23 protein-coding genes are annotated in these 23,427 nt (G+C 70.4%); 18 read left to right on the top strand and 5 right to left on the bottom strand.

Going from position 1 to position 23,427, the window contains the following annotated elements; all coding sequences use genetic code 11:
• Both ABCU91_RS00935 and ABCU91_RS00930 read left to right on the top strand, forming a co-directional pair.
• Window positions 1–771, top strand: a complete 771-nt coding sequence (locus ABCU91_RS00935) for an enoyl-CoA hydratase/isomerase family protein (protein ID WP_413354413.1) — start codon at window positions 1–3, stop codon at window positions 769–771.
• A 15-nt stretch (window positions 772–786) separates the two neighbouring features.
• Window positions 787–1,617, top strand: a complete 831-nt coding sequence (locus ABCU91_RS00930) for an SDR family oxidoreductase (RefSeq protein WP_413354412.1) — start codon at window positions 787–789, stop codon at window positions 1,615–1,617.
• 108 nt (window positions 1,618–1,725) lie between these two features.
• Here the strand turns inward: ABCU91_RS00930 and ABCU91_RS00925 are convergent, their stop codons facing one another.
• Together ABCU91_RS00925 and ABCU91_RS00920 are read right to left on the bottom strand one after the other, a co-directional pair.
• Window positions 1,726–2,574 carry a Cof-type HAD-IIB family hydrolase gene (locus tag ABCU91_RS00925; protein ID WP_406923366.1) on the bottom strand — a complete coding sequence of 283 codons (849 nt, stop codon included), beginning with the start codon at window positions 2,572–2,574 and terminating at the stop codon, window positions 1,726–1,728.
• 35 nt (window positions 2,575–2,609) lie between these two features.
• Entirely contained in the window at window positions 2,610–3,077 is a 468-nt protein-coding gene (locus tag ABCU91_RS00920) for a GNAT family N-acetyltransferase (RefSeq protein ID WP_413354411.1), read from the bottom strand.
• A gap of 56 nt (window positions 3,078–3,133) precedes the next feature.
• Between ABCU91_RS00920 and mmuM the strand changes: the two genes are divergently transcribed.
• The 10 genes from mmuM (at window position 3,134) to ABCU91_RS00870 (ending at window position 11,484) form a co-directional block, all read left to right on the top strand.
• A complete protein-coding gene (mmuM, locus tag ABCU91_RS00915; protein WP_413354410.1) occupies window positions 3,134–4,036 on the top strand; it encodes a homocysteine S-methyltransferase in 903 nt (300 codons plus the stop codon).
• Window positions 4,037–4,046: 10 nt separating this feature from the next.
• On the top strand, window positions 4,047–5,303 hold the full coding sequence (rlmN, locus tag ABCU91_RS00910) for a 23S rRNA (adenine(2503)-C(2))-methyltransferase RlmN (protein WP_413354409.1): 1,257 nt from the start codon (window positions 4,047–4,049) through the stop codon (window positions 5,301–5,303).
• A gap of 79 nt (window positions 5,304–5,382) precedes the next feature.
• A complete protein-coding gene (locus tag ABCU91_RS00905) occupies window positions 5,383–6,396 on the top strand; it encodes an aldo/keto reductase family protein (protein WP_413354408.1) in 1,014 nt (337 codons plus the stop codon).
• Between the two features lie 16 nt (window positions 6,397–6,412).
• On the top strand, window positions 6,413–6,892 hold the full coding sequence (locus ABCU91_RS00900) for an NUDIX domain-containing protein (RefSeq protein ID WP_413354407.1): 480 nt from the start codon (window positions 6,413–6,415) through the stop codon (window positions 6,890–6,892).
• A gap of 99 nt (window positions 6,893–6,991) precedes the next feature.
• Entirely contained in the window at window positions 6,992–7,294 is a 303-nt protein-coding gene (locus tag ABCU91_RS00895) for a hypothetical protein (RefSeq protein WP_406923374.1), read from the top strand.
• Window positions 7,291–8,517, top strand: a complete 1,227-nt coding sequence (locus ABCU91_RS00890) for a hypothetical protein (RefSeq protein WP_413354406.1) — start codon at window positions 7,291–7,293, stop codon at window positions 8,515–8,517. The genes ABCU91_RS00895 and ABCU91_RS00890 overlap by 4 nt, the downstream gene beginning before the upstream one ends.
• Before the next feature lie 69 nt (window positions 8,518–8,586).
• A complete protein-coding gene (locus ABCU91_RS00885; protein WP_413354405.1) occupies window positions 8,587–9,159 on the top strand; it encodes a hypothetical protein in 573 nt (190 codons plus the stop codon).
• A complete protein-coding gene (locus ABCU91_RS00880) occupies window positions 9,152–9,733 on the top strand; it encodes a hypothetical protein (protein ID WP_413354404.1) in 582 nt (193 codons plus the stop codon). The genes ABCU91_RS00885 and ABCU91_RS00880 overlap by 8 nt, the downstream gene beginning before the upstream one ends.
• Window positions 9,726–10,568, top strand: a complete 843-nt coding sequence (locus ABCU91_RS00875; RefSeq protein WP_413354403.1) for a hypothetical protein — start codon at window positions 9,726–9,728, stop codon at window positions 10,566–10,568. The genes ABCU91_RS00880 and ABCU91_RS00875 overlap by 8 nt, the downstream gene beginning before the upstream one ends.
• Before the next feature lie 19 nt (window positions 10,569–10,587).
• Window positions 10,588–11,484, top strand: coding sequence for a hypothetical protein (locus ABCU91_RS00870; protein ID WP_413354402.1), 897 nt, complete (start codon window positions 10,588–10,590; stop codon window positions 11,482–11,484).
• Here ABCU91_RS00870 and ABCU91_RS00865 read toward each other — a convergent pair whose 3' ends face one another.
• Window positions 11,485–12,018: a ribonuclease H family protein gene (locus ABCU91_RS00865; protein ID WP_413354401.1), complete on the bottom strand. Its 534-nt coding sequence runs from the start codon at window positions 12,016–12,018 to the stop codon at window positions 11,485–11,487. It lies immediately after the preceding gene.
• Between the two features lie 165 nt (window positions 12,019–12,183).
• Window positions 12,184–13,161 carry a zinc-binding dehydrogenase gene (locus ABCU91_RS00860; RefSeq protein ID WP_413354400.1) on the bottom strand — a complete coding sequence of 326 codons (978 nt, stop codon included), beginning with the start codon at window positions 13,159–13,161 and terminating at the stop codon, window positions 12,184–12,186.
• A gap of 66 nt (window positions 13,162–13,227) precedes the next feature.
• On the opposite strand from ABCU91_RS00860, the gene ABCU91_RS00855 reads away from it, so the two are divergent.
• The 6 genes from ABCU91_RS00855 to ABCU91_RS00830 all read left to right on the top strand — a co-directional run bounded on the left by ABCU91_RS00855 (window position 13,228) and on the right by ABCU91_RS00830 (window position 19,545).
• Window positions 13,228–13,836: a TetR/AcrR family transcriptional regulator gene (locus ABCU91_RS00855; protein ID WP_413354399.1), complete on the top strand. Its 609-nt coding sequence runs from the start codon at window positions 13,228–13,230 to the stop codon at window positions 13,834–13,836.
• A gap of 57 nt (window positions 13,837–13,893) precedes the next feature.
• The gene (locus tag ABCU91_RS00850) at window positions 13,894–14,565 is read left to right on the top strand and encodes a GntR family transcriptional regulator (protein WP_413354398.1); all 672 of its coding nucleotides are present in this window, start codon (window positions 13,894–13,896) and stop codon (window positions 14,563–14,565) included.
• Window positions 14,562–16,088 carry an MmgE/PrpD family protein gene (locus tag ABCU91_RS00845; protein ID WP_413354397.1) on the top strand — a complete coding sequence of 509 codons (1,527 nt, stop codon included), beginning with the start codon at window positions 14,562–14,564 and terminating at the stop codon, window positions 16,086–16,088. Before ABCU91_RS00850 ends, ABCU91_RS00845 begins: the two co-directional genes overlap by 4 nt.
• A gap of 160 nt (window positions 16,089–16,248) precedes the next feature.
• Window positions 16,249–17,148, top strand: coding sequence for a methylisocitrate lyase (gene prpB / locus ABCU91_RS00840; protein ID WP_413354396.1), 900 nt, complete (start codon window positions 16,249–16,251; stop codon window positions 17,146–17,148).
• A gap of 22 nt (window positions 17,149–17,170) precedes the next feature.
• Window positions 17,171–18,361: a bifunctional 2-methylcitrate synthase/citrate synthase gene (locus ABCU91_RS00835; protein ID WP_413354395.1), complete on the top strand. Its 1,191-nt coding sequence runs from the start codon at window positions 17,171–17,173 to the stop codon at window positions 18,359–18,361.
• Window positions 18,358–19,545 carry a thiolase family protein gene (locus tag ABCU91_RS00830; protein ID WP_413354394.1) on the top strand — a complete coding sequence of 396 codons (1,188 nt, stop codon included), beginning with the start codon at window positions 18,358–18,360 and terminating at the stop codon, window positions 19,543–19,545. Before ABCU91_RS00835 ends, ABCU91_RS00830 begins: the two co-directional genes overlap by 4 nt.
• A 67-nt stretch (window positions 19,546–19,612) precedes the next feature.
• Here ABCU91_RS00830 and ABCU91_RS00825 read toward each other — a convergent pair whose 3' ends face one another.
• A complete protein-coding gene (locus tag ABCU91_RS00825) occupies window positions 19,613–23,326 on the bottom strand; it encodes a choice-of-anchor I family protein (protein WP_413354392.1) in 3,714 nt (1,237 codons plus the stop codon).
• Window positions 23,327–23,427 lie beyond the last annotated feature (101 nt).

Below are 23,427 nucleotides of genomic sequence, written 5' to 3'. Positions count from 1 at the left end.
ATGAGTGACACGATCCTGCTGCAGCGCGACGGCGCGGTCGCCCGGCTGACCTTCAACCGTCCGGCGTCGCTGAACGCGATGGATTTCGAGATGGGCAGGCGCTGGCGCGACCTGGCGCACGAGCTGACGAGCGACGACACGGTCGGAGCGATCGTGATGGATGCCGCGGGCCCGGCGTTCTGCGCCGGCGGCGATGTCGTGCAGATGGCGACCTCCGGCGGCAGCGGCAGCACGATCACCGAAATGGCCGGGGTCATCCACGACGGCATCCGGACCTTCGTCGAGTCGTCGATCCCGATGGTCGCCTCGGTGCAGGGCGCCGTCGCCGGCGGCGGACTCGGCTTGATGCTGACGGCCGACTACGTCGTCGCCGCGCCGCGGGCCGTGTTCGTCAGCAAGTACGCGAACATAGGGCTTACGCCCGACCTCGGCGTCTCGACGCTGCTTCCGGCCGCCATCGGACAGCGCCGCGCGCTGCAGCTGCTGCTCACCGACACGACGATCGATGCGGCCACCGCGCTCGACTGGGGGCTCGTCGCCGAGGTCGTCGATCAGCCGGGCGACCGCGCCGAGCAGGTCGCGCGGGCCTGGCTCGACGGCGCGAGCGGCGCGTTCGGACAGGCGAAGCGCCTGGTCCGCACGGGTGCCCACCGGCCGTTCGCCGACAACCTCGACGACGAGGCCCGCACCATCGGTGCCGCGTTCGACACCGACGACTCGAAGACCCGCGTCGCCGCTTTCGCCGCGGCATCCCGGTCCCGTCGTTCCTGATCCCCTGGAGAACCCATGACCCTCGCCGGAAAGACCATCCTCATGTCGGGCGGCAGCCGCGGAATCGGCCTCGCGATCGCCCTGCGCGCCGCGCGTGATGGCGCGAACATCGCCCTGCTCGCCAAGACCGACACCCCGCATCCCAAGCTCGAGGGCACCGTCCACTCGGCAGCCGAGCAGATCCGCGCGGCCGGCGGGCAGGCGCTCCCCATCGTCGGCGACGTCCGCGACGACGGCGACATCACCGAGGCCGTCCTGAAGACGCAGGGCGAGTTCGGCGGGATCGACATCGTCGTCAACAACGCCTCGGTCATCGACCTGTCGGGCTCGCTCGAGCTCACGGCGAAGAAGTACGACCTCATGCAGGACGTCAACGTGCGCGGCACGTTCATGCTGTCGCGGGCGGCGCTCCCGATGCTGACGGATGCTGCGAACCCCCACATCCTGTCGCTGTCGCCGCCCCTCAACCTGTCGCCGAAGTGGCTCGGCGCGCACACCGGGTACACGCTCGCCAAGTACGGCATGACGATGGCGACCCTCGGCATGGCCGCGGAGTTCGCGAAGGACGGCGTCGCGGCGAACACGCTCTGGCCGCAGACGACGATCGCGACGGCCGCCGTGCAGTTCGCGCTCGGCGGCGACCGGATGATGAAGGTCAGCCGAACCCCCGAGGTCTACGCAGACGCGGCGTACGAGGTGCTCTGCAAGCCCGCCCGCGAGTACACCGGCCAGACGCTCATCGTCGAGGACGTGCTGCGCGACGCGGGCGTCACCGACTTCTCGGGCTACGCGGCGACGCTGGGAACGCCCGACACCGAGCTGTTCCCCGACATCTTCCTCGACTGACCCGTTCGCGGATGCAAGGGTTTCGGCCCGACACGCCGTCGACGGCGAGCGGATGCCGGGGTGTCGCGCCCGATCTCTTGCATCCGCGTACACGCCTCGGCGCGCAGGTCAGACCAGGCCGAGCTTGACGAACGCGTTCCACACCCCGTCGTCGAGCACGTCGGTGGTGACGTTGCCGGCGCGTTCCTTGAGGGCGGGGTCGGCGTTGCCCATCGCGACGGGCGACCCGACGACGTCGAACATCTCGGCGTCGTTCCAGCTGTCGCCGATCCCGATCGCGTCGGCCGCGTCGAGGCCGAGGACCTCGAGCACGCGCAAGATCGCCGAGCCCTTGTTCGTGCCGCGCAGGCCGATCTCGCCGTTGGATCCGCCAGGAAGCGGGATGCTGCCAGGGATGACGTGGAAGCGATCGCCGAGGTCGGTCTGGGCCCTGTCGACGCTGTCGGAGCGCTTGCTGATGAATGTGGTCTTCGCGATCGCGTCGAGGTCGGCCTCGGCGACGGGGCGGTAGGTGACGATCGGCTTCGGTTCGACGACGTCGGCCTGCCCGAGGCGGCGGGCGTCCTCGAGGTGACGCTTGCGGCGCTCGGCGAAGTACTCGTCGAGCATCGCGCCGACACCCTCGCTCGCGAACACCGCTTCATCGGATTGCAGGAAGTAGTCGATGTCCTCCGACTCGAAGTACGAGATCAGTCGGTCGGTGTCCTCACGGGGCATCGGGTCGGCGAACAGCAGATCGTCTCCGCGCACGGCGTACGCGCCGCCGTTGGTGATCGCGCCGTCGTAGCCGATCTCGCGGACCTTGGGGTGGATGTCGCCCGCGGCGCGCCCGGTGCAGAGATAGACGAGGTGCCCGTTCTCTCGTGCCGTCCGGATGGCGGCGATGGTCGAGTCGGCGATGGCCGTCCCGTGCTCCAGGATGGTTCCGTCCACGTCGAGGAAGGCGATGCGCGTCATACGTCCATTCTCCCGGACGGAGAGGGACGGCCGGTTCAGAGCTGCTTGCGCAGGAAGACCTGCTCGGTCCCGTCGTCGCCGGGAATCCGTTCGCTCTCCTCGTACCCCTCGCGCTGGTAAAGGCGGAGGTTCGCTTCGCTCAGCGAGCCGGTGAACAGCTCAGCGGTCGTCGCCCCGGCATCCCTGCCGCGCTCCTCGACGGCGGACAGCAGTGAGGTGCCGAGGCCCGATCCCTGCTGGTCGGGGGCGATCGCGATCCGGCCGACGAGCAGCAGGTCACCATCGAGGCGGGCCCGCACGCAGCCCACGATGCGCTCGCCGTCGAGGGCAACGCATCCGAGGTTCTCCTCGAGCTCCGCGCGCACCTCGTCGAGGGTCTGCGTGAGCGGCGGCATGTCGACCGCGTTGTAGATGAGCGCCTCCTGCACGAAGGCGGCGCGCTGCAGGGTGAGCACCTCGCCGGCGTCGTCCACGGAGATCGGGCGGATGCGGGGAGTCGTCACATCTTTCAGCGTAATGCGGCAGGGGAGGGCAGGGCGGACGAGCCTAGAGTGACCCCATGCCCGATGTCCGCGCCGTGATCGCAGGCCGCCCCGTCGCCCTCGACGGCGGACTCGGAACGATGCTCGAAGCTCGCGGACACGACCTCGCGGGTGCGCTCTGGTCGGCGGGAGTCCTCATCGATGCGCCGGACGACGTCCGCGACGTGCACGCCGAGTTCGTCGCCGCGGGGGCCGAGGTGATCACGACCGCCTCGTACCAGCTCGGGTACGACAACCTCGGTGCGGCCGGGTACGACCAGGCGGCCGTCGACGGGCTGCTCGAGGCGTCGGTCCGACTCGCTCGAGAAGCGGCGCAGGGGCGGGCCTGGGTCGCGGCATCCGTCGGCCCGTTCGGCGCCGTGCGCGCCGACGGTAGCGAGTACACGGGGGACTACGGGGTCTCCGTGACCGACCTCGCGCGGTGGCACCGGCGCCGCATCGAGGTGCTCGCTGCGGCCGGCCCCGACCTGCTCGCTATCGAGACCATCGCCTCTCCCGCCGAGGTCGAGGCCATCGCCCTCGCGCTCGAGGGGATCGACGTCCCGGCGTGGATGTCGGTGTCCGCAGCGAGTACGGCGTTCGAGGGCGGCGGCCTGGCGTCCGCCCTCGCCACGGCGGCGTCCGCGTCGGGAGCCGTCGCGGTCGGGGCGAACTGCTGCCCGCCCGAGCTCATCCCCGCCGTCCTGTCGCACGTGCCGGCAGGGGTCGCCGCTGTCGTCTACCCGAACAGCGGGGAGCGGTGGGATGCGGCATCCCGGACCTGGCGCGGCGAACCCGGGTCCGCCTTCACCGGTGTCGACGACTGGGTGGATGCCGGTGCCCGCCTCATCGGTGGGTGCTGCCGCACGACGCCCGCCGACATCGCGACGCTCGCCGCGCGTCTAGAGTCGTCCGGCATCCGTCCAGCCCTTCGCCGGTAGCCTGGAAGGCATGACCGAGCCCACTTCCGCGCGCCCCGAGGGCATGTCCGCCGTGCGTACGACGACGCCCAAGCAGGTGCGGCCCGCGACCGAGGGGTGGACGCAGGCGAAGGATGCCGAGGGTCGCCCGCTGCTGCAGTTCGCAAGCCCCAAGCGTGGCAAGCCGCCGGTGCACCTCGCCGACCTCGATCACGATGCGCGCGTCGAGAAGCTGAAGGAGCTCGGGATGCCGGGCTTCCGCGCCGGGCAGCTCGAGAAGCACTACTTCCAGCACTACACGTCGGACCCCGCCCACATGACCGATCTGCCGGCGGGCAACCGCGAGGAGCTCGTCGGCGGACTCCTGCCGAACCTCATGACCGAGGTGCGCCGCCTCGAGACCGACGGGGGCGACACGATCAAATTCCTGTGGCGCCTGCACGACGGTGCGCTCGTCGAGTCCGTCCTCATGCGGTACACCGGACGCATCACGCTGTGCGTGTCGAGCCAGGCCGGCTGCGGCATGAACTGCCCGTTCTGCGCCACCGGCCAGGCGGGCCTCACGCGCAACATGTCGGCGGCCGAGATCGTCGATCAGGTCGTGCGTGCCAACCGGCTCATCGCCGACGGCGGCCTCGGCGACCCCCGCAAGGTCGGGCACAAGGACGAGCGCGTCACGAACATCGTCTTCATGGGCATGGGTGAGCCGCTCGCGAACTACGCCCGGGTCATGCAGGCCGTCCGGACGATGGTCGACAAGAAGCACGGCCTCGGCATGAGCGCGCGCGGCATCACCGTCTCGACGGTGGGCCTGGTCCCCGCGATCCGCAAGCTGAGCAACGAGGACATCCCGGTCACGTTCGCGCTGTCGCTGCACGCGCCCGACGACCTGCTGCGCGACGAGCTCATCCCGGTGAACTCGCGCTGGAAGGTCGACGAAGCGCTCGACGCCGCGCGCGAGTACTTCGAGAAGACCGGCCGCCGGGTCTCGATCGAGTACGCGCTCATCAAGGACATGAACGACCACGCCTGGCGCGCCGACCTCCTCGCCGAGAAGCTCAACCAGCGCGGTCGCGGCTGGGTGCACGTGAACCCCATCCCGCTGAACCCCACGCCCGGCTCGATCTGGACTTCGTCGGACGTCGACGTGCAAAACGAGTTCGTGCGACGCCTCAACGAGGCCGGCATCCCGACCACCCTCCGCGACACCCGCGGCAAGGAGATCGACGGCGCCTGTGGTCAGCTCGTCGCGACCGAGGACGATCAGGTCGCTGCCGCATCGGTCTGACCGGCCGGCGATTCTGCCCGCGGCGTAACGCTGTCAAGAGCCCCGTGTCGAGACGGTACCCGGGAGTAGCGTCGGTGTCATGGTCAACTATCGATTCCTGGGCAACAGCGGCCTGAAGATCACCGAACTCACCTACGGCAACTGGCTCACCCACGGCTCGCAGGTCGAGAACGACGCGGCGATCGCGACGGTCCACAAGGCCCTCGACCTCGGCATCAGCTCGTTCGACACCGCCGACGCGTACGCCAACACGGCGGCCGAGTCCGTCCTCGCGGAGGCGCTCAAGGGTCAGCGCCGCGAATCCCTCGAGATCTTCACGAAGGTCTACTGGCCGACCGGTCCCAAGGGCCCGAACGACCACGGGCTGTCGCGCAAGCACCTCCTCGAGGGCATCAACGGTTCGTTGAAGCGGCTGAACACCGACTACGTCGACCTCTACCAGGCGCACCGCTACGACTACGAGACCCCGCTCGAAGAGACGATGCAGGCCTTCGCCGACATCGTCCGCCAGGGCAAGGCGCTCTACATCGGCGTCAGCGAGTGGACCGCCGAGCAGCTGCGCGCCGGACACGCGCTGTCGAAGGAGCTGGGCTTCCAGCTCGTCTCGAACCAGCCGCAGTACTCCGCGCTGTGGCGGGTCATCGAGGGCAAGGTCGTCCCGACCTCCGAGGAGCTCGGGATCTCGCAGATCGTCTGGTCGCCGCTGGCGCAGGGCGTTCTGACGGGCAAGTACCAGCCCGGCCAGCCGGCGCCCGAGGGATCGCGCGCGACGGACGAGAAGGGCGGCTCCGACATGATCAAACGCTTCATGAAGGACGAGACCCTCACCGCCGTGCAGAAGCTGCAGCCGATCGCCGAGGGCGCAGGCATCACGATGCCGCAGCTCGCCCTCGCCTGGGTCCTGCACAACCCGAACATCGCCGCGGCGATCATCGGGGCATCGCGTCCGGAGCAGCTCGAGGACACCGTGAAGGCCTCGGGCATCGAGCTCGACGACGACACGTACGCCGCGATCAACCAGGCGCTCGCGCCCGTCGCCGTCACCGACCCGGAGGAGACGTACTCGGTCTCGCCGAAGTCCCGCCTGATCTGACGAGCGCCGCCCGTCCGTGGCCACGCACAGCGCCGGCATCCTGCTCTACCGTCTCGACGGTGAGGGCGGGGTGTCGGCGTTCGTCGCTCACATGGGCGGGCCGTACTGGGCGAACAAGGACGAGGGTGCCTGGTCGATCCCGAAGGGCGAGCTCGAGGACGGCGAGGATGTGCTGGATGCCGCGACGCGGGAGTTCCGCGAAGAGCTCGGCGTGGAGCCGCCTGACGTCGAGTACGCCGAGCTCGGCACGTTCGCGTATCCGTCGGGCAAGCGGGTGACAGTGTTCGTCGCCGACGGCGCCGGCTTCGAGGCGGACGGGTTCGTGTTCGGCGAGTTCGAGATGGAGTGGCCGCCGCGTTCGGGGAAGACGGCCTCGTTCCCCGAGGTCGATCGTGCCGAATGGATGCCGCTGGCTCGTGCGAGCGAGCTGGTCGTGAAGGGGCAGCGCCCCGCGCTGGAGCGTCTCGCCGAGCTGCTGCGCGAGCAGGGGAGCTGAGTCGGCGGGGTCGCGGTGTCGAGATGGGAACCTCTCCCCATCGCCCTCCGCGGTGAACCGTCCTTAGGATGACTTCCGACCGAACCGTGGAGGGGTGAAATGGGTGACGGAGTCGAGATTCCGCTGGACTCGATGCAGGCGCTGAGCGACGCGCTGCACGAGATCATCGGCGAGTTCGAAGCGGCCGGTGGGCGCACGACCGAGTTGATCGAGGCGATCGGCGAGCCGCAGGGGGACAGCCGGCTCGCGAGGGCGGCCGAGGCATTCGAGTCGGAGTGGGACGACAAGCGTGAGACGCAGCGTCGGAACCTCGAAGAGATGAAGAAGCGCCTCGATGATGCTCGTGACGGCTGGATCGACGTCGACCTCGAGCTCGCCGCGAGTATGGAGGCATCCGAATGACCGAGAACTCCTACATCTACTCCCGCGAGGACATGCCCGAGACGCCGGGTGGGCGCCGGGTGCGGCACATCGACGGTGAGCCGACGCCGATCTCCCGACACGCGTCGGACATCGAGGACCTCGGCGACATGATGGCCCGCGCCGCGAACACCTTGGAGTTGTTCGCCGACGGAACGATCGGGCAGGGCGAGTCGTTCGAGAAGATCCGCGAGCAGGCGAAAGAGGTCTACGAGGACCTTCGCGTCGCGTCGCAGCGCTACCGGCCCAGCGGAAGCGCGCTCGCTGCGTACGCGACGGCGCTCAGCGCCGTGCAGGAAGCGACCGACGGAAAGGTGGACGGCGCCGTACGCACCTGGCCGGACGTGCGAGCAGCGTCGTGGGCGCTCAGCGAGGCCGAGGGCGAGCAGCGCGATTACGACCGCACCACCGACGACGACGAATCGACTACGCGGCGCCCCACGACGGACGCAGAGCAGGGTGCATTCGACTCCGCCGTCGAGTCGTGGGAGACGTACTGGAGCGGATACGACGCACCCGTCGCGACGTGGGAGTCGGCGTACGACCGAGCGGTCGGCAGCCTCGAACGCACCAACGAGAACGGCGTCGAGGACAGCTTCTGGGACAACGCGATGCCCTTCGTGGAGGCCATGATGGTGGTCCTCACCGTGGTGGGCGTGCTGCTCCTGGCGGCCGCGTTCGTGTTCACCGGGCCGATCGCGCTCCTCGCGGGTGTCCTCGGAGTCATCGCCGGCGTCCTCTCGCTGATGGGCGAGATCGCGAAGCTCAACGCCGGCCGCGGGGACTGGACCAGCGTGGCGTTCGCCGCGCTGGGGGTCATCCCGTTCGGCAAGCTCGCGAAGCTGGGCGATCTCGCATCGTTCGCGAGCGCGGGTGTCCGCTTTCCGCGGCTCTCGGGTGCGGTGCGACTGGCCGGATCCGAGTTCGTCGAGCTCGGCGGCGACTTGAACAGCTTCCTCGCGCGGCGGATGCCGACCCTGTTCAGCGGGCAGCACGGGCTCAACTCCATCAACCTCATGCGAACCATGAGGTTCCCCGAATACATGAGGTCGAATTTCGGCTTCGTCGGCAGCTGGCGGGGCGGCTGGCAGGCCCTCGCCGGCAACCCGACGAATGCCGCCGAGGCCATCGGCGGATCGGTCGACGCGATGCTCGACGTCATGGACTCGCTCAAGAACGTCAGCGATCTCGTCGGCGGCCGATAGGCTCGATCCCCGTACGTTCGGGAGGTCGTCGTGATGTCGTTGCGGGCTGAACTCGTCGGAAGCGACGCGATGCCGGGTTTTGCCGTGCTGCTGCCGGACGGGTGGGAATCGAACGATGCGGCGTTCTCGGATGCCGACGAGCGGCTCCGGGCGCGGATCGATGCATTGCCGTATGAGTCGCGTGCGGCAGCGCGGGCGACCATGGCACAGCTCTTCCAGACGGCTCGTTCCGAAGCCGCTCGAGCCGAGGTCATCCGGGTGTTCACCCCCGTGGCGGGCGCGGACGGCGACATCCTCCCCGTCTCCTTGACGGCGTCCTGGCTGACGGCTCCCGTCGGCTCCACCGCCGCCGATCTCGGTGCGAGCCTCGTGCAGCGCTTCGGTGCGGCACCGCTCGATCCCGGCGGGACGATCCTGCGATGGGCCCGTGACGAGCAGGTTGACGTCGAGGGCGGAACCGTCGAGGTGTCCGGACATGGCTACCTGATGCAGGTGCCCGGGCGTTCGACGCGCGCGCTCGTGTTCCGATCGAGCATTCTGCGCGGCGCCGAGGGTGCCACCATTCCACCCGAGGGCGTCGCTGCGATGACGTCTCTCTGCGATGCCATCGTCGCGAGTGTGAGGTGGCGTCGGGATGGCTGAGCTCGTCCTGTCCCCGAACCCGGATGTCTGGTCGGTCGTCCCGCCGATCGATCACCGCGGCGAAGCCGAGGTCGTCGCATGGGTGCAGCAGATCGTGGACGAGGCCCCTCCGCATCGCCGCTCCGCTGCGGTGAGTGCGGCAACCTTGGCGCTCCGCGAGCGGGCAGGGGATTCGCCGAGCACCGTCCTCCTGCTGACTGCGTCCGCGTATGAAGTGATCGCGTCGCTCTCGCTGTACGCGTTCGACGACGTTCCGCCTGCGCAGGACGCGGACGAAGCCGCTCGTGTCGCCGAGCGCCTCATCGGCGGCGAATGGGGGCTCGCCGCGGTCGACGTGGCACTCGCCGGGGCGAGCGGGTGGCGCTTCACGTCGCTCGAGGCGGCGCCGGCGCAGGAGGGGGACGTCGTCTCCACGGGGCTGACCGGTGTGACGCTCTACGTGCTGGAATGCCGAGGGCGGTGCGTCATCGCATTGCTCCCCCCACTGCACCCCACCGTCGCGGCGGTTGCACACCTGCACGCCGAACAGGTGTTGGGCACACTGGACATCGTCGTGGAGGCTGCAGATGCGTGACGACGCGAAGCTCGAAGCTGCTCGCGCCGCGGTGGCGCGGATCGTGCCGGGACAGGTGAACCCCGCCATGGTCGAGCGCGCTGCGCTCGTGACCGTGGTCGGTGACGAGGTCGCCGACCGCGGCTGGCAATCCGCGTTCGCCGCGGGGGAATCGGGCAGGGTCGAAGCCGCGCGGCTCCTCCGCGAACGGTTCGGGCCGCGCAATCCTCGACGGGGGTGGCTCCTGTGGCTGCTCTTCGGCACCCTCGCCGGCGCGGCACTCTCGGCGGTCTTCGCCACCGGATTCCGCGTCGAAGCGGCCGACGTCGGCACTGTCTCGGCTTCGCTCGCAGCGGCGGTCGCGCTGATGGACCTCCTGCTCCTCGGTGTCGCGGGCGCGCGCCCATTGAACTTCGCGTTCCTCCGAGCGCAGATCCCGACGGCGATCCTGATGGTCGCCGCCGCAGGCCTGCTGCTGACGCGGGAGTTCGACATCGCGGCGATCGTCACGACGATCAGTGCCGTCGTCGCGGTCGGCACCGCGGTCACGGTCGCTCTGGTCAGACGCGGGCAGGCGGATGCCACGCACGAGATCGACACCGCCTTGCAGCACGCGTATGCGGATGCCGCCCCCGTCGCGTTCGCCGCGGCGGAAACCGCGCAGCAGAAGCTCCTGTCGGAGATCGGTCCGGGCGCGGCGGCGGAGGTCGTGCGCATCCGGAGCGAACTGTTCGCGGGGCGCACCGAGCCTGCGTTCGGCGAGATCGCCGCCTCGACCCCCGCCGGCGGCGTGATCGTGCAGCACCTCGCGTCGTCCTGGTTGCCGCTTGACATGACCGACGAATGGCGTCGCTGACCGTGGCATCCGTGTCGGCGTGAGCGAGCGATCCCGCGCGACACGTGAGCAGGACGACGCCCGCATCGCATCGCTCACCGAGGCCGCCCGGCCACGTGTGGAGAACGCGCTGCGCGCGCCGCAGTTCTCGGCCGGAATGGTCGAGGTGAACGTGTTCCGCGTCGCAGGTCACACCGAGCTGGCCGACCGCATCGCCGAGACGGTCGGTGCGGCCGGACCCGCGGCGGTCGCGGGCGCGAAGCGGCACCTCGTCGAGACGTTCGGCGCGCGCAATCCGGAGCGCGGCTGGCTCGGGTTCGTCATGTTCGTGGCCGTGCTCTCGAGCGCGTTCGCTGCGGCGGCGGCATCCGGTGTCCGGAGCGACCCGGTGATGCTTGCGCCGTGGGCGACCGCGCTCGCCGGCGTCGCCGTGCTCGGTCAGGTGATCGTGTTGGCGGGGGCGCGGCTCCGGCCGGTTAACCGCTTCATCGTCCGGATGCAGCTCTTCGTCGTCGCCGCGCTCGTGCTGGCTGCGGTGCTGTCGTTCACGCACGGTCTGACCGGTTCCGGCACGGCTGTCGCCGTGTGTGCCGGGCTCGCCGCGGCGCTCGCGGTGGTCGTCGTCGTCATCCGCTCGCGCGGCGGCGAGGCGACGCAGGATGTCGACCTCAGCGTCGAGCGCGCGTACCTCCGGGCGATCGGCGAGGTCGATGCCGTCGCCCGCGACGCGCAGCGCGACGTCGACGCGTCCCTCGATACTCGCGAGGCCGAGATCGTGGTTGCGGTGCGCACCCGCCTCCTCGAGGAGTTCGCGGGCCGCCGAACGGAGCTCGCCGGCCTCGACGCCGATCTCCCGGCGGGAGCGATGATCATCGCCTCGAAAGCCGACCCCGACCGCTGGCTGCCGCCCGCGATGGCGAAGAGCCGCAAGCGGTAATCAGCGTTTCCTCTTCGGCGCTTCCGCGACGTCGAGGAGCTCGTGCGTACCGCCGAGCGACGACCAGGCTGACGCTTTGCCGGATGCTGCGTGCTCCGAGGCCCGCACGGCCCGCTCGTCGGCCCACTCGTTGAGCACGTGCCCGCGATGCCCGCGCACGTGCTCGAGCACGACGTCGGGCATGCCGGACGCGCGACGGGCTTCGCGGGCGTCGATGAGCTGCTCGAGGATGTCGCGGTTCTTGGCGGGCGCGCCGGTGGAGGTCTTCCAGCCGCGGCGGCGGTGGCCGTCCATCCACTTCTCGTACGTGTCGATGGCGTACTTCGAGTCGGCCTGCACGACGAGTTCGCGCACGTTCGGGTGGTCGACGATCGCCCTCAGCAGCCCGAGAAGTTCGCCGATGTTGTTCGTTCCCTCGGGGAGGGAGCCGGCGGCCCAGTGACCGTCCTCGCCGACCCACGCCCAGCCCGTCGGTCCGGGGTTGCCCTTGCAGGCGCCGTCGGTGGCCACGACATAACGGGGGATCTCGGTCACCCGTCCACGCTACCTGCGCGCGGCGCGCTCGCCTCGCGGCATCCCTCGTTCAGGTGGCAGTACTTGTCGTTTCGACCGCGGCGATGCGGCGTGTCCTGCCACCTGGAGGGGTGGGCCCCGCTCCCGCACCCGCGCGCGACACGACGGCCGCACGCGGGTAGGGCGTCACGGGCGGAGCAGGACCTTGCCGACGCGGCCTGCAGTCAGGCTCGCGCGGGCGGCGTCGCGAGCCTGCTCGAGCGGGAACGTCGCTGAGACGGGAAGCGTCAGGACGCCGGACGAGAGGTGCTGGGCGAGTTCGCCGAACAGCTGGCCGCGCTTGGCGGCATCCATCTCGGTGCTCACCTTGCTGCCCCAGAAGCCCTTGATCGTGATGTGGCGGAAGATGACCGGGCCCGAAGCGAGCTCCATGACCGGGGCATCCATCGCGCCGAAGACGACGAGAGTCGCGTTCTCGCCGAGGAGCGAGAGGACGTGGCCGCTCGACTCGCCGCCGACGGAGTCGACGCCGGCGATGACCGAGGCGCCGCCGGTGATCTCGGCGACCTTGTCGCGCCAGTCGTCGGTGTCGACGGCGACGATGCGGTCGATGCCCTGCTCGGCGAGCTCGGCGACGGCGGCGCTGCGGCGCACGAGGCCGACGACGTTCAGGCCGCGGGCGCGACCCATCTGGGCGACCATGCGGCCGACGGCGCCGTTGGCGGCGTTCTGGACGATCCAGTCGCCGGGCTTGAGGTCGAGGAAGTCGATGAGACTGATCGCGCTGAAGGGCATCGAGACCAGCTGTGCGGCCTGCTCGTCGGGAAGACCCTCGGGGACCGGGATGAGGCCTGCGGCGCGGGTGACGAACTGCTCGGCCCACACGCCGAAGGTGCCACCGGTGGCGACGCGCTGCCCGACCTGGAGGTTCTCGACGCCCTCGCCGAGCTCCTCGATGATACCGACGGCCTCGGTGCCGGCGCGGGCGGGGAGCTCCGGCTTGAAGCCGTAGGTGCCCCGGATGGTCCACAGGTCGTGGTTGTGGATGGGGGAGGCGAGGAGGCGGACGCGGACCTCGCCTGCGCCGGGCGTCGGGTCGGGGGTCTCCGTGGTCTCCAGGACGTCGGCCGGTTCGCCGAAGACGGGGTGGGTGACTGCGCGCATGTTTCCTCCAGGCGTCATTGTGTAACGATCGGTACAATATACTACGAGTGACCGAGAGGATCCACCATGGGCCGCACCAGCGCATTCGACCGCGACGACGTCATCCGCGCCGCGCGCGACGTCTTCTGGGCGCGCGGCTACGCCGAGACCGGTGTCGCGGAACTCGAGGCGGCCACGGGGCTGAAGCGCTCGAGCATCTACCACGCGTTCGGCAGCAAGAAGGGGCTCTTCGAGGCCGTCGTCGCGCGGTACCTCGACGAGGTCGTGCGTTCGCGCATCGGTCGGCTTCACGAGCCGGATGCCGGCCCCGAGGCGCTCGAGCGGTACATCGCCGAGATGCGGAGCGCGATTGCCGGCGGCACCCCGCGTGCGCAGGCAGGATGCCTGCTGCTCAATGCCGCCTGCGCTCCCGTCGTCGACGACGACCCCGACGTGCGCGCGCTCGTCACGGCGTACACCGATGAGCTCCGCGCCGCGATCGCCGCGGGTGTCGACGGTGCACGGCCGGAGGTCTCCGCAGGCTCGCGCGCCGCGCTCTCCGAGGTCTGCGCGTCCCTGGTCATCGCCGCGTTGGCCGTGGCGAGGGTGGATCCGGATGCCGCCGATCGCAGCCTGAAGGCCGTCCTCACCGCGGTCGCGTCGTGGGATGCCGGCGCCGCTCCTGTGTATACATAATCCGGTCATCTTCTCTTTTTCGACCACGATCGGGCGCCCTGTGCATACACTGAGGGCATGACCGTTGCTCCCGCGCGGTACGCCGGCGTTCGCGCGTACGAGACGCTGCTGCGCGAGATCCAGGACGGGACGCTTCCTCCGGGGGCAGTGCTGGCCGAGGTCGAGCAGGCAGCGCGACTCGGCGTGAGCCGGACGCCGCTCCGCGAGGCTCTGCGCCGCCTCGCCGCCGACGGACTCGTCGAACAGGCCTCCGCGCGCGTGACCGTCGTCACTCGGATCGACGCACCCGACATCCAGGCCCTGTTCGCCGTGCGCCGCGCGCTCGAAGAGACCGCCGCTCGGCTCGCGGCCCAGGCGGACGACCGCTCCGTCTTCGGTGCGCTGGCGGCGGATTTCGCGGCGACGCAGACGACGGGCGGACCGGCATCCGATGCCGACGCGTACTACGCGCTCATCGCGCGGTTCGATGCGGAGCTCGACGCGGCCGTCGACAACGACTACCTGACCTCGGCCCTCCGCACCGTCAGGACGCACCTCGTACGCGTCCGCCGGCTCGCTCGCGACAATCCCGAGCGTCTCGCGGCCTCCGTCGCCGAGCACCGCCTCATCGCGAGCGCGATCGCCGCGGGCGACGTCGACCTCGCCGCCCACGCCACGCACGTCCACCTGCACAACGCCCTCGCGTCGATCCAGGGCTCCCTATCCGATACCCCGGAGGAACCGACATGACCGTCACCCACCACGTCCGCGTCTACCGCAGCGACGAGCCGCTGCCCCGCGAGGAGCAGCTCGCCACCAAGATCGCGCAGGTCGCCGTCGATCCGGTCGCGGTCGAGTCCGACGTCGTCGACATGATCGTCAACCGGATCATCGACAACGCCGCGGTGGCCGCGGCATCCCTCACCCGTCGTCCCGTCAGCGCGGCACGTTCGCAGGCGCTGTCGCACCCGGTGTCGGCGAACGGCCACGGCGGGACGGTCTTCGGCGTCGACAATGAGACCCGGACGAGCCCCGAGTGGGCGGCGTGGGCGAACGGCGTCGCCGTCCGCGAACTCGACTACCACGACACGTTCCTCGCGGCGGAGTACTCGCACCCGGGTGACAACATCCCCGCGATCCTGGCGGTCGCGCAGCACGTCGGTGCCGATGGTGCCGCCCTCGTCCGCGGACTCGCGACCGGGTACGAGATCCAGGTCGACCTCGTCCGGGCGATCAGCCTGCACAAGCACAAGATCGATCACGTCGCGCACCTCGGCCCGTCGGCCGCCGCCGGCATCGGCACTCTCCTCGGCCTCGATGTCGACACGATCTCCCAGGCCGTGGCCCAGGCGCTGCACACCACCACCGCGACTCGCCAGTCGCGGAAGGGCGAGATCTCCACCTGGAAGGCGCACGCCCCCGCCTTCGCCGGGAAGATGGCCGTCGAAGCGGTCGATCGGGCCATGCGCGGCGAGACCTCGCCGTCCCCGATCTACGAAGGCGAGGACGGCGTCATCGCCTGGCTCCTCGACGGCAAGGACGCCGCCTACGACGTGCCGCTCCCCACAGCAGGCGAGCCGAAGCGCGGCATCCTCGACACGTACACGAAGGAGCACTCGGCCGAGTATCAGGCGCAGGCCTGGATCGACCTCGCCCGCAAGCTCGGCACCGAGCGACCGGAACTGCGCGACCCCGCGAACATCGTCTCCGTCGTGCTGCACACGAGCCACCACACCCACTACGTGATCGGCTCGGGCGCCGGCGACCCGCAGAAGTACGACCCGACAGCATCCCGCGAGACGCTCGACCACTCGATCCCGTACATCTTCACGGTCGCGCTGCAGGACGGCGGCTGGCACCACGTCGACTCGTACACGCCCGAGCGCGCCGGCCGCCCCGACACGGTCGATCTCTGGCAGAAGGTCACGACGGCCGAGGATGCCGAGTGGACCCGCCGCTACCACTCCGAGGACCCTGACGAGAAGGCGTTCGGCGGTCGCGTGGAGATCACGCTGACCGACGGCTCGACCGTCGTCGACGAGATCGCGGTCGCCGACGCGCACCCGTTGGGCGCCCGTCCGTTCGCGCGGGCGGACTACATCCGGAAGTTCCGCCTGCTCGCCGAGCCCGTGCTCGAGCCCGCCGAGATCGAGCGCTTCCTCGAGCTCGTCCAGCGCCTGCCCGAGCTGACGGCCGGCGAGGTTCGCCAGCTGGACATCGTCGCGGCGCCGGGCGTGCTCGATGCGGCGCCGGCCCCGAAGGGGCTGTTCTGATGACCGGGCTGATGGGTCGGGCGTTCGGTATTCAGTCTCTGCGCTCGGGCGTCCGGCCTGGCGGGTGTCTCGAACCGCGCGGTTCAGGGGCGCGTGTCGACGGCGACGATACGTCGGGACTGAATACGGAACGCCCCGTAGGCGGAAGGCAGGCACGCTGATGCTGTACGCGCAGACCCCGGCGCACGAGAAGCGCCGTCTGTTCCGCGAGCGGCTCGCGACGGGTGAGCTGCTGCGCTTCCCCGGCGCATTCAACCCGCTGTCGGCCCGGCTCGTCGAGCGCAAGGGCTTTGAGGGCGTCTACATCTCGGGCGCCGTCCTGTCCGCCGACCTCGGGCTCCCCGACATCGGGCTGACGACGCTGACCGAGGTCGCCGCCCGCGGCCAGCAGATCGCGCGCACGACGGAGCTCCCCGCGATCATCGACGCAGACACGGGCTTCGGCGAGCCCATGAACGTGGCGCGGACGATTCAGACCCTCGAGGACGCCGGCATCGCAGGCGCCCACATCGAGGACCAGGTGAACCCGAAGCGCTGCGGCCACCTCGACGGCAAGGCGGTCGTCGACGAGGACACGGCACTCAAGCGGATCCGCGCCGCCGTCGACGCGCGTCGCGACCCGAACTTCCTCGTGATGGCGCGGACCGACATCCGGGCCGTCGACGGATTGGATGCCGCGACCGACCGCGCCCGCAAGTTGGTGGATGCCGGGGCCGATGCGATCTTCCCCGAGGCGATGCGCACCCTCGAGGAGTTCGCCGCGGTGCGCGCGGCCGTCGACGTCCCGATCCTCGCGAACATGACGGAGTTCGGGAAGAGCGACCTCTTCTCGGTCGACCAGCTGCGGGACGTCGGGGTGAACATCGTCATCTGGCCGGTGTCGCTCCTGCGCATCGCGATGGGCGCCGCCGAGCGTGCGCTCGATACGCTGATCGACGAGGGGCACCTCACGTCCCGCCTCGGCGAGATGCAGCACCGCGCCGACCTGTACGACCTCATCGACTACGAGTCGTACAACCACTTCGACACGAACGTCTTCACCTTCCGCATCGACCGCTGACGGTCGACGAACAGGAGCGAACATGAGCGACCCCGACATCAAGAAGGGCCTCGCCGGCGTCTACGCCGATACGACGGCGATCAGCAAGGTCAACCCCGAGACGAACTCGCTGCTCTACCGCGGGTATCCCGTGCAAGAGCTCGCGGCGACGCAGCCGTTCGAGGCGGTCGCCTACCTGCTGTGGCACGGTGAGCTGCCCACGGGCGACCAGCTCGCCGAGCTGCAGGCGGTCGAGCGGGCGAACCGCGCGCTGCCCGCCGACATCCGCTCCTTCATCGACGCGATGCCGACCTCGGCGCACCCGATGGACGAGGCGCGGACGGTCGTCAGCCTGCTCGGCGCGTTCGAGACGGCGGGCATCGCGAACGTGCTGGACGCCGCGGGGACGCCGGCGGAGAACCTGGACCGCAGCATCCGCCTCTTCGCGATCCTTCCCGCTGTCGTCGCGTACGGCCAGCGCCGTCGCCGGGGCGAGGAGATCGTCGAGCCGCGGGAGGATCTCGGCTACGCCGCGAACTTCCTCTGGATGACGTTCGGGGAGGAGCCCGACGAGGCCGTCGTCGACGCGTTCAACCGCTCGATGGTCCTGTACGCCGAGCACTCGTTCAACGCGTCGACCTTCACCGCGCGGGTGATCGCCTCGACGCTGAGCGACCTGTTCTCGTCGGTCGTCGGCGCGATCGGCGCGCTCAAGGGGCCGCTCCACGGCGGCGCGAACGAGGCGGTCATGCACATCTTCGACGAGATCGGCTCGTCCGACGCCGTCGGCCCGTGGCTCGACGAGGCCCTCGCCGCGAAGCGCAAGATCATGGGCTTCGGGCACCGGGTCTACAAGCGCGGCGACTCGCGCGTGCCGACGATGAAGGCGGCGCTCGACACGCTCGTCGCGCACTACGACCGGCCCGACGTCGCCGAGCTGTACGAGACGCTCGAGTCCGAGTTCGTCTCGCGCAAGGGCATCTACCCGAACCTCGACTACCCGTCGGGACCGGCGTACAGCCTGATGGGCTTCGACACGCTGACGTTCACGCCGCTGTTCATCGCCGCCCGCATCACCGGCTGGACGGCGCACATCATGGAGCAGCAGGCATCCAACGCCCTCATCCGCCCCCTCTCGGTGTACGGCGGCGAGGACGAACGGCACATCGAGGGGTACGTCCCGGATGCCGCCGAGGTCGAGGCCCTCGAACGGCCCGAGGAAGCCGCGGGATGACCTCCGCCGAGCGCATCGCCATCGTCGCCGGTGCGCGCACGCCGGTCGGCCGGTTCGACGGTGTGTTCCGCGGCACGCCCGCGCACGAGCTCGGCGCGCAGGCGGTATCGGCGGCGCTCGAACGGTCGACGGTCGACGCCGCGCGCGTCGGCGAGGTCGTCATCGGGACGATCGGCCAGGTCGCCGGCGACGCCTACATCGCGCGGCGTATCGCGCTCGCGGCGGGTCTCGCGGACGACACCCCCGCCTTCACGGTGAACCGGCTGTGCGGATCGGGGCTGCAATCTATCTGGTCGGCCGCGCAGGAACTGCGCTGGGGTGGCATCGACGTGGCCGTGGCCGGCGGCGCCGAGAACATGACGCGCATGCCGTTCTACGACATGGACGCGCGCTCCGGCGCGACGCTCGGGCACCGGCAGCTCCTCGACGGCACGCTCGCGATGCTGACCGACCCGTTCAGCGGGCGGCACATGGGGACGACCGCCGAGACCGTCGCGGAGCGGTTCGGGGTGACGCGCGCCGAGCAGGACGCGTACGCCCTCGAGTCGCAGCGACGAGCGTCGACGGATGCCGCCCGCGCCGCGTTCGCGGAGGAGATCGCCGTCACGACGACCACCGATCGGCGGCCCGTCGAGGTGTCCCTCGATGAGCACCCGCGCCCCGACACGACGCTGGAGGCGCTCGGTCGGCTGCGGCCCGCCTTCACCCCCGATGGCACCGTCACGGCGGGCAACGCCTCGGGCATCAACGACGGTGCCGCGGCGACCGTGCTGATGCGGGAGTCCGATGTACGCGCCGAAGGGCTGCCCGCGCTGGCGACGATCGAGGCGGTCACCACCGCGGCCCTGGACCCCGCCATCATGGGGTACGCGCCGACGATCGCGCTGCGCAAGCTCTTCGCGCAGACGGGGTTGACCCCCGCCGACGTGTCGACGGTCGAACTCAACGAGGCGTTCGCGTCGCAGGTGATCGCCGTCATGCGCGACACGGGACTCGACCCGGAGCGGACGAACCCCTACGGCGGGGCGATCGCGCTCGGTCATCCGGTCGGCGCCACCGGCACGATCCTCACCGTCCGCGCAGCGCTGACGCTGCAGCGCACCGGCGGAGAGTTCGCGATCGTCACGATGTGCATCGGCGGAGGCCAGGCGCTCGCCGCGCTGCTGCGACGCTGGGACGCCTGACCGCGGCATCCGCTCGACGGCGACGGCCCCCCACCCGGAGGTGAGGGGCCATCGCTGCGTCAGCCGGTCAGGCCTGCTGGCGACGTCGACGCATCAGCACCGCGCCGAGCACCAGCAGCGCGCCCGCGCCGCCGACGAGCGCGATGAGCGGAGCGGGGTCGCCGCCGGCGTTCGCGAGGCTCCCCGCCAGTACGACGGTGATCGGGACGCGGATGTCCTCTTCGCCGTCGGTGCTCAGGACCAGGGTGTGGGCGCCGGTCTCGAGGTCGCCCGGCACGGCGACGGTGAAGGAGAGGCGACCGTCGGCGTCCGCTGCCGGGATGCCCGTGATGACCATCGGCTCGCTGAACAGCGTCGCGCTGATCTGCTGCCCGGCGGTCAGGCCCGTCACCGTCACGCGGAACGACCCGCCCTGCTCGACCCGCGTCGTGCTGAGGGTGACGGACGCCCAGGCTTCGGTGTGGCCGGGCTCGGTCGGCTCGCCGGGCTCGGTCGGCTCGCCGGGCTCGGTCGGCTCGCCGGGCTCGGTCGGCTCGGTGACCTCGACGGCACGGCCGAGGGGTGCCGGGTCGACGACGTCGCGGGTGGCGAAGTAGTCCACCGTGGCGGCGAGGTCGGCCTGGCCGGTGTCGGTGCGGACGGTGCCCTCGGCGAAGGCCGCGAACCCGTCGCCGCCGGCGGCCAGGAACGAGTTGGTGACGACGGTGAAGACGTCGTCCGCGGCGATCTCCTCACCCTGGAACGTTATCGACGTGACCGTGCCGGAGCGTCCGACGCTCTCTCCCGGAAGGGGCGTCGCTTCGGTGTACTCATACGAGAAGCCCTCCGAGACACCCAGGTGCAGCTTCGGGCGCTCGCCCGTCGCCTTCCACTGCTGTTCCAGGATCGCCTTGATCTGCGCGCCGGTCAGGGGAACGGTGACCAGGGTGTTCGCGAACGGCTGCACGTCGGCGACCTCGCGGTAGCTGACGACGCCGTCCTCGCCCTTCAGGAGATCCGCGCGCAGGCCGCCCGGGTTCATGAGCGCGATCTGCGCCGGTGTCCCGCTGTAGGCCTCGTTCGAGGTGGCCCACAGGTAGACGTCGGCGACGGTGTTGCCGAGCGTCGACTCGACGCCGCGGTCCGAACCCTTCACACCGCCGCGCAGGATGTCGCCGCTGATGCGACCGACCTCCTTCGACCCCTCGACCTCGGCGTACGCGGTGGCGTCGGCCACGATCTTCGCGACGGCGGCATCCGGAGCGTAGCCGCCCTCGAGGAGCTTCTCGGTCGTGCCCGCGATCGACAGCAGCTCCTTGGTCGAACGGTCGACCTCGAGCGACAGACGGCCCATCGCGGTGCCGTACTCGGCGGCCTGGATGACCGGACGGGTCTCGCCGCCCGGCGCCGCGACCTCGCAGGCGTAGGTCTGGTGCGTGTGCGCCGAGACGATCGCGTCGATGTCTGCGGACGCGCCGCGGACGAGCTTCCCGAAGTCGGACGGGTCGGATGCCACGACGCCGCAATCGTTCGAGGTCGCCGTACCCGAGTGGGTGAGCAGCACCGTGACGTCGGCGAGGTCGCCGTCGGTGATTTTCTTCGCGACGCGGTTCGCGGCGGTCAGCTGGTCGCCGAAGGTGATGCCGGCGATGCCGTCGGGGCTCACCATGGTCGCGGTGTCGGTGGTGACGGTGCCGATGAACGCGACGCGCACACCGTCGACCGTCTTCACGGTGTACTCGCGCAGGGCGGGGGTGGTCGTGCCCTTCTCGTAGACGTTCGCGCCGAGGGCGAAGTCCTCGCTCCCGTAGGACGGGATGACGCGGTCGGTGAGGTCGGCGAAGCCGCGGTCGAACTCGTGGTTTCCGACCGCCGAGACGTCGAGCCCGGCCGCGACCAGTGAGTCGATGGTCGGCTCGTCGTCCTGGATGAAGGACGTGAACGTCGACGCGCCGATGTTGTCGCCGGACGAGACGAACAGCGTGTTGGGGTTCTTCGCCTCGGCGGCGTCCACGGCACCGGCGAGGACGGCGGCGCCGACCAGGTTCGCGGAGCTGCCTGTGCCCGCCTCGATGCGTCCGTGGAAGTCGTTGATCGTCAGGATGTCGATGTCGATCGGGTCGAGGGCGTCCTCGATGGCGAACAGGGTGGTCGTCCCCGAGACCTCGTTCCCGACTGCCAGCATCGGGATGCCGCTGGGCGACTGGTCGGCGGGGATGAAGGCGACGCCCTCGGGCCCCAGGTCGCCGGCCGTGGCGAGGTCGCCGCCGCCGTCGACGGACTGCGAGAAGTCGCGGTTGTTGACGTAGGTGACGAACGTGGGGGATGCCGGGTCGCTGATGTCGTACGCCGCGATCCCGCCGACGCGCTCGAAGCCGACGAACGCGTAGGTGCGCCCGCTCAGCTCGCCGATCGTGACGCTCTCGGGCTCAGGCCCCTTGTCGTCGCTGCGGCCCTCGAGGTTCGACTCGGAGTGGTTGGAGTTGAAGAACTCGGGCGCAGCGGCCGCGGTGACCTCCTCGAAGCTCGACCCGGAGTCCCAGACGAGCTCACCGTCGGTCGTCCAGATCGCGAACGAGCGGCCACCGAAGGAGTAGAGCTCCTCGTAGCAGCCGCGGTCGGCGTCGAGACCGTTCTCGATCGTGACGTTCAGGCGGCCGAGGTCGGCGTTGCCGAGCTTGCCGGCGACCGGGCTGTCGGCGCAGACGGGGGCGAGGTCCTTGGAGCCGAGGTCCTTGGCCCGGACGGCTTCGGCGTACTCACCCCACTCGCGGGCGTCGCCCTCGTTCGCGGTCACGAGATAGGTGGTGCCGCCGGCGGTGTAGGAGTCGATGGCGTCGGGCTGGTACATGCCCTTGAGGCCGTCGTAGGTGCGGAGGGCGACCTTGTCGTCGCGGTCGCTCGGGTCGAGCGCGTTCTTCGCGAGGCCGTGGTCCTTGAAGCCGAGAGCGTGGACGTCGGTGACGGTCGCCGAGGCGAGGTCGACCGCCGCGATCGCGTTCGCCTCCTGCAGGGTCGCGTACGCGACGCCGTCGACGACGGTGATGTACTCGGGTTCGAGGTTGCGGCTGACCGGGTGGTCGTCGCCGTGCGGGGTCGGACCGAAGACCCGGACGTCGGGGTCGAGGGCGCCGTCGGCCTCGTAGGCGTGAAAGTCCGCGATGCGGACGGCGCTCTGCGACGGGGCGGTCTTCGAGGTCGGTAGCGCGACGACGCCGATCGATCCCTCGGGGTCCGAGCTGAAGTCGTCGGCGGGCTCGCCCTCGTTCGCGACGACCGCGTACGCGCCGTCGGAGGAGACGGTGACCATGTCGGGCAGGGAGCCGACCTGCACGGAGCCGAGGGTTGCGGCCGCGGGGGATACGGCATCCGCGTCGAAGAACACGAGGTGACCGGGGGCGGTCTTGTCGGAGGCCTCGATGGCGGCGATGCCGAGGCCGTCCTCGCGGATCGCGACCGAGTTCGCGACGCCGTCGGAGGAGAGCGAGAAGAGCTTCGTGGGCGCGGTGGGGTCGGACGCGTCGAGCACGTCGATGACGCCTGCCTGGGCGTTGACGACGAACAGGCGGTCCTTGTAAGCGGCGACGATCTCTGCTGCCGACGCGTCGAAGACGCCGGTCTCGTACGAGCCGACGGGCGTCAGCGTGAGGGCGGCGTCCTGAGCGGAGCGGGTGATCGGGTCGGGCACGACGGCGGCTGTCGCTGTCGTGGCGGCGGTGACGGTGAGTGTGCAGGCGACGGTGGTGACGACACCCAGCGCGAAGGCGCGCCGGACGGTGCTGCGGAAGGCGTGCGAAGGCATCGGATTCCTCGTGATCGGGGTGGTGCGCGACGTGCGCACCTCTGTCCTATCGACGCCGGGTGTCCGGGGTGCGCTGCCGGGTGGACGGCGGGTGAACGTGG

It is taken from the genome of Microbacterium phoenicis, assembly GCF_047302325.1.
Classification (GTDB): domain Bacteria; phylum Actinomycetota; class Actinomycetes; order Actinomycetales; family Microbacteriaceae; genus Microbacterium.
The sequence above is the reverse complement of the archived record's forward strand: the minus strand, read 5'-3'. Positions and strand labels throughout refer to the sequence as shown.

Coding starts and splice junctions, on each gene's coding strand:
- ABCU91_RS00935 (WP_413354413.1), top strand. CDS start 1: ATGAGTGACACGATCCTGCTGCAGCGCGACGGCGCGGTCGCCCGGCTG.
- ABCU91_RS00930 (WP_413354412.1), top strand. CDS start 787: ATGACCCTCGCCGGAAAGACCATCCTCATGTCGGGCGGCAGCCGCGGA.
- ABCU91_RS00925 (WP_406923366.1), bottom strand. CDS start 2,574: ATGACGCGCATCGCCTTCCTCGACGTGGACGGAACCATCCTGGAGCAC.
- mmuM (WP_413354410.1), top strand. CDS start 3,134: ATGCCCGATGTCCGCGCCGTGATCGCAGGCCGCCCCGTCGCCCTCGAC.
- rlmN (WP_413354409.1), top strand. CDS start 4,047: ATGACCGAGCCCACTTCCGCGCGCCCCGAGGGCATGTCCGCCGTGCGT.
- ABCU91_RS00905 (WP_413354408.1), top strand. CDS start 5,383: ATGGTCAACTATCGATTCCTGGGCAACAGCGGCCTGAAGATCACCGAA.
- ABCU91_RS00895 (WP_406923374.1), top strand. CDS start 6,992: ATGGGTGACGGAGTCGAGATTCCGCTGGACTCGATGCAGGCGCTGAGC.
- ABCU91_RS00890 (WP_413354406.1), top strand. CDS start 7,291: ATGACCGAGAACTCCTACATCTACTCCCGCGAGGACATGCCCGAGACG.
- ABCU91_RS00885 (WP_413354405.1), top strand. CDS start 8,587: ATGCCGGGTTTTGCCGTGCTGCTGCCGGACGGGTGGGAATCGAACGAT.
- ABCU91_RS00880 (WP_413354404.1), top strand. CDS start 9,152: ATGGCTGAGCTCGTCCTGTCCCCGAACCCGGATGTCTGGTCGGTCGTC.
- ABCU91_RS00875 (WP_413354403.1), top strand. CDS start 9,726: ATGCGTGACGACGCGAAGCTCGAAGCTGCTCGCGCCGCGGTGGCGCGG.
- ABCU91_RS00860 (WP_413354400.1), bottom strand. CDS start 13,161: ATGCGCGCAGTCACCCACCCCGTCTTCGGCGAACCGGCCGACGTCCTG.
- ABCU91_RS00855 (WP_413354399.1), top strand. CDS start 13,228: ATGGGCCGCACCAGCGCATTCGACCGCGACGACGTCATCCGCGCCGCG.
- ABCU91_RS00850 (WP_413354398.1), top strand. CDS start 13,894: ATGACCGTTGCTCCCGCGCGGTACGCCGGCGTTCGCGCGTACGAGACG.
- ABCU91_RS00845 (WP_413354397.1), top strand. CDS start 14,562: ATGACCGTCACCCACCACGTCCGCGTCTACCGCAGCGACGAGCCGCTG.
- prpB (WP_413354396.1), top strand. CDS start 16,249: ATGCTGTACGCGCAGACCCCGGCGCACGAGAAGCGCCGTCTGTTCCGC.
- ABCU91_RS00835 (WP_413354395.1), top strand. CDS start 17,171: ATGAGCGACCCCGACATCAAGAAGGGCCTCGCCGGCGTCTACGCCGAT.
- ABCU91_RS00830 (WP_413354394.1), top strand. CDS start 18,358: ATGACCTCCGCCGAGCGCATCGCCATCGTCGCCGGTGCGCGCACGCCG.
- ABCU91_RS00825 (WP_413354392.1), bottom strand. CDS start 23,326: ATGCCTTCGCACGCCTTCCGCAGCACCGTCCGGCGCGCCTTCGCGCTG.